We start from the raw sequence: 6559 nt of genomic DNA, 5'->3' as shown, positions 1-6559 counted from the left end.
AGCCGTCGAGCGCGATGAACGCCGACGCGCCGCGCAGCGCGGCGCCCTCGCGGAAGAGGTGCTTGACGCCGCGCAGGTCGCCGCTCCCCTCCTCGCCCACGGTGCCGACGAAGACGACCGGGCGCTCGGTGCGCACCCCCGCCTGCCGCAGCACGCGGGCGACGGCCAGCATCCCCGCCAGCCCGCGCGAGTTGTCGGTGATGCCGGGGGCGTAGATGCGCCCGTTCTCGCGCCGGGGCGTGAGCTCCGTCCCCGCCGCGAACACGGTGTCCAGGTGCGCGGCGACCACGACGGGCGCCGCGCCCGCGGAGGCGCCGGGGAGGGTGGCGAGCACGTTGCCCACCTCGTCGGCGTGGGCGCCCTCGAGGCCCAGCTCGCGGAAGCGCTCCAGCACCCGCCGCCCACGCGGCTCCTCGCCGAAGGGCGGCGCGGGGATGGCGACCAGCTCCAGCTGCTCGCCCAGCGTGGCCTCGTCGCTCTGGTGCGCGAGGGCGCGGGCGGGCTGCAGGCGCGGGTCGGCGAGCAGGGGCGGGGGCGTGCGAGTCGTCGGCGTCATCGGGTGCCAGGGGGACCGGCGGAAGATGCCGACGTGGGGGGGCGGTGTCAAACGGAGGTGCGAAGTGCGAGGTGCGAAGTGCGAAGTGCGGAACGGCGGGTTCGCCCGGTCGCGAGGGCCCCTCCCCGGCCCCTGGTGGCCCCCCTCCCTGGCGCCTGGCGCGCCTGTCCTTTCCCCCGCTGCACGAGAGAGGGACTTCCTCGCTGCGCTCGTGACGGGCGGGACGCGGGATCGGCCCGTAGGGGCGAGGCCTGCCTCGACCGGCGGATGCCAGCCCATGCGCGGGGGGCGGCCACCTGTGCCGAGGCTACCTGTCTTCGGACTCGCAGGCTCGCCCCTACGGAACTCATCGCCGCGACAGAACCCGCGTGAGGGATGCGCGCCCGGCGCGCGCAGCCCGGCCCGGAGCGCAGCGGAGGGACACGCCCAAACCCTGCGTCCAACAAAACGTCCCCGGCACCGATGACGGCGCCGGGGACGGGTCGCTCCAGAGCGGAGGAGAAGCGGCTCAGCCGAACTCGAGGACCAGGCGGTCGGGGAAGGGGCCGTCGAGCTCCACCTTTCCCTCGGCGCCGGGGGCGCGGCGCAGCTTCTCCAGGCGCAGCAGGGCGGCCACGATCTCGGGGATCACCAGGTGGTTGATGGCCAGCCCGTAGCACTGGTGCAGCCCCCACCCGAAGTGCAGGTACGTGCGCACGTCGCGGTCGGTGCGGAAGCGCTCCGGCTCGGGGAACCCCTCGGGGTCGAACATCGCCGAGTCGGTGCCGACCAGGACCGCGGTGCCGGCCCTGATGCGCCGCTCGCGCGGGGTGCCGGCGGCCACCGTGGCGTCCTTGTGGCAGTGGCGCGCCATGAGCGGGGTGTGCGGGTTGAAGCGCACGGCCTCCCACGCGTACTGGCGCACCAGGTCCAGGTCGCCGGCGCGGGCGGCCGCCTGGGCGCCCGCCAGCTCGCCGGGGCGGCGCAGCAGCTCGTCGACGGCCAGCACGCTGAAGCGCGAGATGGTGTCGACGGCGCCCACGATGAGCCCGGCGATGTTGCGGCGCACCCAGTCGTCGTCGGCCCAGGGGCGCTCGGGGCCCTGCAGCGCGGCCAGGCGCCCCAGCACGTCGTCGGCGCCCTCCAGCCCCGCGGCGCGGCGGCGGGGGATCTCGGCCAGCACCCACGCCTTCAGCTCGGCCGCGGAGCGCAGGGCGGCCTCGCGCACGTAGGGGTCGTTGCCGGGGTTGGCGAAGGCGTCCTGGAAGAGGTTGCGCAGCCACCGCACCAGGGTGGCGCGGTTGGGCCCGGGGAACCCGAAGTACGCCTCCACCAGCTCGGCGGGGACGGCGCGGGTGAGGTTCTGCACGATCTCCAGGCGCCCCCGCGGCCGCGCGGCCTCCACGGCGCGCAGGGCGGCGGCGCGCGCCAGGGCGCGGACGCGCTCCAGGTCGTCGTAGCGGGCGGCGGCGCGCAGGGCGGCGTGGTCGCGCTCGTAGGTGGGCCCGCGGTCCATGTTGAGGATGAAGGGGCCGTTGATGCGGTCGATCCCCGGCCCGTTGACCTCGGAGATGGTGAAGTCTTCGTCGCGGGTGAGCACCTCCAGCACGTCGGCGTGGCGGCTCACGATCACCCGCTCCCCGACCTTGAGGAGCGGCGCGTGGCGGCGCAGCACGGCGAACGCCGGGCGCAGCACGCCGCGGCCGCCGAGCGTGGCGCCCAGCATCCGCTTCAGCCGGGTGCCGGGCCCCCCCAGGCGGTTGGGCGAGGGCGGCTGCTGCGCGGACGTCGTCGGCGGGGCGGGGGGCGCGAGGGTGCTCACGGCGGGCTTCCTTTTCCGGGGGAGTGGATCGGGGCTGGACGGCGGGACGTGCGGGCACGGGCGGGCGGCTGCAAGGCGCCGTCGCGCGCGCCGCCATGCCACGCATGTTAGGCGCCGTTCCCGCGGGCGACAATCTTTTTTCTCCCGCACACGGCGGATCGGCTTGCGGCGTCTCGCAAACCGCTGGCGGCGCGCCTCAGGCGACTTCTCCCGGGCGGCGGCCGGACCGCCCTTCGCGTGGGACTCCGCTGCCCCACCCGGCCCAGGAATGTCCCGCCGACAGGCGGGGCGCATCCCCGGGCGATCCCTCGCAAGTGTCTGCGCCGCAATCAATTCGTTCGACTCTGCCGGATTGGCTTGACAGGGACTCCAACTTGCACAAACCTTTGTCTCTCCCGGCCGACGCCAGCCAGGCGGAGCGATCGTCTCCCGCCGAAACCGACTGGCGATCTTCCTCTGCCGGATCACCCCCCGCGCTCCTCCCCGTTTTCCCTCGCCCCCGCAGGAGTCTCCCATGAGCGAGAAAGACCCCGTTCCTTCCCCGGTCCCGGACGAGGCGCCCCAGGCGGCCGCCGTGATCCCACCCGCCGCGCCGGAGGCGGAGGCGCCGGCCGCCGACGCCGAGCAGGGCGCGGCGCGAGTGATCGAACTCGACGTGCAGGTGCTGGGCGAGGAGGAGGCGCGCCGGGCCCGCCGCGCCCGCGTGGCCGCCGCGCGCGAGCGCACCCCGGCCGAGCACGCCGAGTCGGCGAAGAGCGACGGGCGCACGCGGCAGGACTCGCTGCTGCTGATGGTGCCGGTGAAGGCGGGGCACTACGCGGCGCTGGAGAAGCTGCTGGGCGACGTGGCCAACCCGCCCGCCGGCGAGGACCTGGAGATCAACCCGATCATCCCCTTCGCGAAGCTGCGCACGGTGCACTTCGCGCGCATCCTGCTGCACGCGGCCTCGCCGTCGCGGAACGCGCCGATCCCCGAGTACGAGGGGAAGCCGCTGGCGCACGGGCCGGCGATCCCGGCGAAGCTCCTCTTCTCCACCGACTTCGACGGGACGCTGGAGGAGCACCTGGACGAGCTGCTGCGGGTGGCCGGGCCGGGGCTGGACCAGGTGTTCGGGCACTGCGAGGGGTGGCCGGGGCACGCCGACCGCTCGCGCGCGCACGGCTTCTTCCTGCGCCACCGGGTGCCGACCACCACCTTCTACACGGGGACGATGCACCGCTCGGTGGACCAGATCCACCGCGAGGCCGACCTGCGCCGCCGCATCGACGACTTCCTGGACGCGGAGCTCGCCAGGGGCACCCTGCCGGCCGACCCGGTGCGGATCCACCGACGGGTGCGCGACTTCGTGTTCAAGGAGGAGCCGGAGCTGGCCTGGGCGCGCCAGGAGCCGGGGGGCTTCCCCAGGCTCCTCCTCCCGCCGGCGCTCCTGGCCCGGCTGCCGCTGGTGGCGGGCGCGGCGCTGCTCGCGGTCCTCGCCGTCGTGGCCGTGCTGCTAGGGCTGGTGGTGGGGATGGGGACGGCGGTGAAGATCGTCCTCGGCGTGGTGGCGGTCCTCCTGGTCGCGGGCGTGGCCGGGTACGTCTACCTGCGGCGCCTGGAGACGACGGACCCCGTCATCGTGCGCGACAGCGTGAAGGAGCACACCGCGCGGCTGGTGGAGACGGAGGACCGCATCGTCCAGAACGAGATGAGCAGCGTGATCTACATCAAGGAGCCGCTGTGGTTCAGGCGGCTCGTGCTGTGGGGCGTGCTCAAGTTCGTGAACTTCTCGGCGAAGTACCTGAGCAACCAGGGGACGCTGGCCGGGATCCCGTCGATCCACTTCGCCCGCTGGGTGATCGTGGACGACGGGCGGCGCCTGGTGTTCTTCAGCAACTTCGACGGGAGCTGGGACAACTACCTGGGCGACTTCGTGGACAAGTCGGCCACGGGGCTCACCGGGGTGTGGAGCAACTGCGTGGGCTTCCCGCGCACGAAGAACCTGGTGCAGGAGGGCGCCACCGACGAGCAGATGTTCAAGGCGTACTCGCGCGACAGCCAGGTGCCCACGCAGGTGTGGTACAGCGCGTACCGCTGGCTCTCGGTCTCCAACATCAACGACAACACCAAGATCCGCCTGGGGCTGTACCGCGACCTGGACGCCGCCGAGGCCGAGGCGTGGCTCCGGCGCTTCGGCGCGGGCGAGAAGTCGGCCCAGCCGCGCCCGAAGCCGGCGGCGAAGAAGCCGGCGCCGAAGATCGAGGTGGAAGACGTGCAGGGGCTGGTGGCGCGCAGCTACGCGAAGCTGGCGCACGCCTGCTACGTCCCGGTCCGCTTCCCGGCCGACGCGGCGGGGGCGCGCGCCTGGGTGGACGGGGTGCGCGGCCGCGTGACCCGCGCCTCGCGCAGCACCGCCGACGTGGTGGCCGAGGGGTGGGCGCTGAACGTGGCGTTCACCCGCGCGGGGCTGGAGGCGCTGGGGCTCTCCGACGAGGCGATCGAGACCTTCTCGCGCGAGTTCTACGAGGGGATGGCCACCGACCACCGCCAGCGCGCGCTGGGCGACACCGGCGAGGCGGCGCCCGAGCACTGGCGGTGGGGGCGGCCGGACGGCGAGGCGCTGCACGCCATGCTCTTCCTCTTCGCCGGCGGCGCGGACCGGCTGGCGTCGCTCCTGGCGGAGGAGAAGGAGCGCGGCGCGGCGCGCGGGGTGGCGCTCGGCGAGCCGCTGGGGAGCGTGATGCTCAAGGACGACAAGGAGCACTTCGGCTTCCACGACGGGATCGCGCAGCCGCGCCTCGCGGGCCTCAAGGAAGAGGACGCGAGCGGGCCCGCGGTGCCGGCGGGCGAGGTGGTGCTGGGCTACCCGAACGCGTACGGGAAGCTGCCGGCGTCGCCGGCGGTGGCGGAGTCGGAGCTGTCGAAGGCGCTGCTGCAGTGCGCGCCGATCGACCCGTTCGACACCGCCGCGCCGCCGCGGCGCGACCTGGGGAAGAACGGCACCTACGTGGTGTTCCGCACGCTGGAGCAGGACGTGAAGGCGTTCTGGCGCTTCGTGGACCACTGCGCGGGCGGCGACGCGGCCGCGCGCAAGCGGCTGGCGGCGAAGATGGTGGGGCGCTGGCCGAACGGCTCGCCGCTGGTGAAGGACGACCAGACGGAGCCGCCGTTCGACCCGAAGACGGCGAACAGCTTCCTGTACGCCGACGACCTGCAGGGCGACCGCTGCCCGCTGGGCTCGCACATCCGCCGCACCAACCCGCGCGACGGGATGCAGCCCAACCCCGAGCAGTCGATGCTGGTGGCGGACCGCCACCGGCTGCTGCGCCGCGGGCGGGCGTACGGGCCGCCGCTGGCCGAGTCGTTCGACCCGGCCGACATCCTGGCGGCGCCGGAGGGGGGCGAGCGCGGGCTGCACTTCATCTGCTTCAACACGGACATCGTGCGGCAGTTCGAGTTCGTGCAGAACACGTGGGTGAACAGCATGAAGTTCGACGGGCTGTACGCCGACCCGGACCCGCTGATCGCGCCGCACGTGGACCCGGCGACGGCCGAGCACAAGGAGCGGGTGAGCAACTTCACCATGCAGGGCTGCCCCGTGCGGCACCGGGTGAAGGAGCTGCCCCGCTTCGTGACCATGCGGGGCGGCGCCTACCTCTTCATGCCCGGCCTCAAGGCGCTGGAGTACCTGGCGAAGATGTAGCTGAGAGCCGTCATCGGCAGAGGACGACGGTGGACGGAACGCGGGAGCCCCGGGGGATGCCTCCGGGGCTCTTCGCGTGGGCCCCCTCCCTGGCGCCTGGTGCGCCGGTCCCTCCCCCGCTGCGCGGGAGAGGGAAGTTTTTCGGTCCGTTCATGCAGTCTTCGCCGCGCAACGCCGCCGAAACACTGTCATTCTGAGGCCCGGCCACACCGAACCAGCATCCGCACGATTGACGGCAGGGCCGAAGAATCTTCTCACCTCGCCACGTGGGTCGGGCGCGGTAGCGGCACGGATCTCCGCTCGCGACAACCCCCAGCGGCTACCCGATCCGGAACGACGGGGTTGCGGTTCTTCCTCTCCCGCGCAGCGTCGCGCAGCGGGGGAGGGCCGGGGAGGGGGCGTCACCGCCGGCGCGGCGCCGATGCCGGTCGAAGCGGAACGACCTCCCGGGCGGAACGGCGGTTTCGCGCGCTTGCGGGAGCGTGTTACTTTCCGGGCGTTCGCCGCCTATCGCGGTCTC

3 protein-coding genes are annotated in these 6559 nt (G+C 73.7%); 1 reads left to right on the top strand and 2 read right to left on the bottom strand.

Features of this window, described 5'->3' with window-relative positions; all coding sequences use genetic code 11:
* Together VF746_30790 and VF746_30785 are read right to left on the bottom strand one after the other, a co-directional pair.
* The coding region (locus VF746_30790) for a M20/M25/M40 family metallo-hydrolase (protein HEX8696846.1) at nucleotides 1–556 on the bottom strand (556 nt) is incomplete at its 3' end.
* Between the two features lie 508 nt (nucleotides 557–1064).
* The gene (locus VF746_30785; protein HEX8696845.1) at nucleotides 1065–2357 is read right to left on the bottom strand and encodes a cytochrome P450; all 1293 of its coding nucleotides are present in this window, start codon (nucleotides 2355–2357) and stop codon (nucleotides 1065–1067) included.
* A 514-nt stretch (nucleotides 2358–2871) separates the two neighbouring features.
* Between VF746_30785 and VF746_30780 the strand changes: the two genes are divergently transcribed.
* On the top strand, nucleotides 2872–6039 hold the full coding sequence (locus VF746_30780; GenBank protein HEX8696844.1) for a hypothetical protein: 3168 nt from the start codon (nucleotides 2872–2874) through the stop codon (nucleotides 6037–6039).
* The last annotated feature ends 520 nt before the right edge of the window (nucleotides 6040–6559 follow it).

It is taken from the genome of Longimicrobium sp., from assembly GCA_036389795.1.
Classification (GTDB): Bacteria; Gemmatimonadota; Gemmatimonadetes; order Longimicrobiales; family Longimicrobiaceae; genus Longimicrobium.
Note: the sequence above shows the minus strand (reverse complement) of the source record. Positions and strands in the feature narration are given on the sequence as shown.